We start from the raw sequence: 2,419 nt of genomic DNA, 5'->3' as shown, positions 1-2,419 counted from the left end.
GATCCGCGACAGCAACAGCTCTTGTTTCACACCCACGAGATTTTTCATTAGGCACCATAATATCAGGCGACTTATTACCTTATCTTCGGCCCCGGACCTTGTCATACTCCCGGATCTGGTGATCTCCGAACTGATCTACGGCCTCCAACAACGCACATCCCACGGCATCACGACCCGCGCCGACCACGCCCGGCCTGCGCAACTCACGTATAGCAGCCGCCCACTGAGACATTCTCGACACCACAGAGATCACGGGCGACGGAACCGCCACCATCGCCCGGATGGCATTCACTGGCGGCACAGATACCCGACTCGCCGCACAACTTCCCGGCGGTGATTACGGAAACAAACCGCACCTTCTCTCCGGTAGTGATATGGCGGGGTTTCTGAACCGGTTGACTTTCCTGTGCAACGACGGATCGATGTCGGCGTAGCTCGTATGACAGCGATCCGAGGTATTCGGCGGATCCTGGCGACGATGAGAGGGCTCGGGCGGAGGCGGGTGGGGCAACCGATGCACGGGCTGCCCGAAGACTTCACTCTTGATCCGCAAGACGTTCCCCTCGAAGCGGAACGAAACCAGCAGTATCGAGATCTGCCGGTCGGGGTGATGCGGCACGTCTGCAGACACCTGAACCTCCTCGCAGAGGCAGTCTCCCGGGAGGTGCGGGTCGCGGTGGAATTTGATCATCGACACAGGACGGCGCCCCGACGAAATCTGTCAGCTGAGCCTCGATTGCCTCGACCGCGACGAGCAGGGCAAACCTGTCCTGGTGTACGACAACATCAAGGAAAACAGGCTCGATCGCATGCTGCCGATCACCGAACCCACCGCTGCGGTGATCGTCGCCCAACAAGAACGTATCCGGGCGCGATATCCGAACGAAAACCCGTCAATGGTGACTCATTCCCGGTCTCATGCGGAACCCGTACAGAGCCCGGCGGGATGAACGACGACCGGCTCACCTCGTGACATCACGTCTGGGTCCTCACGCTGCCCGACATCGCCGTTCCGGTGATCGTGGACATCGACGGGCAACACGTAACGAAGATGCTGCCCTTCGACCGAGACAAGATCTTCCTCTACGCGTACCGGCACACCTACGCTCAACGCCCCACAGATGCCGGCGTCACCATCGACGTCTTGTCCGACCTGATGGATCACCGTCAATTCGGAACCACCCAGGCCTACTACAGGGTCGGCGAAACACGCCGCCGAGATGCCGTCGACCGAGTCGTCTCCCTGCGTTTCGATCGGCATTTGACCGAGGCATCGACCGGGCCGAGGTTCATCAGGATGTCGCCCTGATGAACGCCGAAGGGTTAGTGATAGCGAGAGCTAGGAACGATACAGGCGCAGCCGGATTCATTGAGCTCCTGCGGAGAACGGAGGCACCGCCGCCGATACCCGATCGCGGTCGAGGCCGAAAGAACCTGATCGTTGCCGCACTCTCGGACGCCGGTTTTACGGTCTATCGATCAACCTGCGCGCAGTTGCTCGATATCGAGAACGGCACGGAAAGGCGGGAGGCAAATCCGATCCAGGGGACGCCGCGATTCTCGCCAACATTCTCCGTACGGACCGCGACGCCCACCGAACACTACCTTCAACCACCGAACATGCCCGTGCGGTGAAGCCGCTCACTCGCCAACACCAAGAAGCTTTGTAGGCGCTATACCAGACGCTAGGCCGACTGCCTTCGGTGTTCGTTGAGTTCTATCCCGCAGCGTTGCAAGTCTTTCCGAATCAGAAACGCAAGGTGGCGTTGGTCGTTCTCGGAGCTGCACCTACTCCGACCGCCGGCCGGGTACCGACTAGACGTTGCCTCGTTGTGCTGTTGCGCCCTGCCGGATGCCGCAACGATGAGAATCTGGTGAATTAGATTCTGGGGTCCTGCATGCGCCCGACCTGACCCACCCGCCCGAGGCGCCGCAAGTGTGCGGCAGCAGTGGGCAGCGGATCGGGCGCTGCGTCCGCCGTTGCGTTCACCCGGCGGCCTGCACCTCGCGTGCGGTGGAGCGAGAGTTCTGGCGGGTACGGGATGGCCTGGGGTCGGCAGACATGAGGAGAAGGTGTAAGCGCCCGTTCCGGCCCACAATCCGAGCACGTCGCGGTGGCCGTCGAGACTGACCCCGATGGCCGCATAGATAGGCCGGTTCGCGACCCGCCCGTCCCGGACTTTGACGACGATCGCGTCGACGAAGATCGCCGCGTATACCTCGTCGAGGGGTCGGGCAGCCCAGTCCTGCATCTCTTCGAGCACCTTGTCGGTGATCCTCGAGATGGTCTCTTTCGAGACCGGGGCCCCGTAGATTTCGGCGAAATGAGCGGAGATCTCACCGTGAACCGTGCCGGGTTTGATGCCGCATCCGTTTTTGTGAAGGATGCAGATCATGCCCAAGCGTTACCCACTCGAGC

Annotated in this window: 4 protein-coding genes and 1 pseudogene; 4 read left to right on the top strand and 1 reads right to left on the bottom strand. The window is 61.2% G+C overall.

The window, feature by feature from the left end; translation table 11 throughout:
* Nucleotides 1-281 precede the first annotated feature (281 nt).
* The 4 genes from R4P65_RS32990 to R4P65_RS32975 all read left to right on the top strand — a co-directional run bounded on the left by R4P65_RS32990 (nt 282) and on the right by R4P65_RS32975 (nt 1,670).
* A complete protein-coding gene (locus tag R4P65_RS32990; protein WP_317829691.1) occupies nt 282-434 on the top strand; it encodes a hypothetical protein in 153 nt (50 codons plus the stop codon).
* 249 nt (nt 435-683) lie between these two features.
* Complete coding sequence (locus tag R4P65_RS32985) at nt 684-950, top strand: hypothetical protein (protein ID WP_317829690.1); 267 nt, start codon at nt 684-686, stop codon at nt 948-950.
* 65 nt (nt 951-1,015) lie between these two features.
* Entirely contained in the window at nt 1,016-1,309 is a 294-nt protein-coding gene (locus tag R4P65_RS32980; RefSeq protein WP_317829689.1) for a hypothetical protein, read from the top strand.
* Nucleotides 1,310-1,478: 169 nt separating this feature from the next.
* Nucleotides 1,479-1,670, top strand: coding sequence for an IS110 family transposase (locus R4P65_RS32975; protein WP_317829692.1), 192 nt, complete (start codon nt 1,479-1,481; stop codon nt 1,668-1,670).
* 411 nt (nt 1,671-2,081) lie between these two features.
* On the opposite strand, the pseudogene R4P65_RS32970 reads toward R4P65_RS32975, so the two are convergent.
* A pseudogene (locus R4P65_RS32970) lies at nt 2,082-2,354 on the bottom strand (transposase); the annotation flags it as partial.
* Nucleotides 2,355-2,419: the final 65 nt, after the last annotated feature.

It is taken from the genome of Rhodococcus sp. IEGM 1318, from assembly GCF_033142465.1.
Taxonomy (GTDB): Bacteria; Actinomycetota; Actinomycetes; order Mycobacteriales; family Mycobacteriaceae; genus Rhodococcus_F; species Rhodococcus_F qingshengii_B.
Note: the sequence above shows the minus strand (reverse complement) of the source record. Positions and strands in the feature narration are given on the sequence as shown.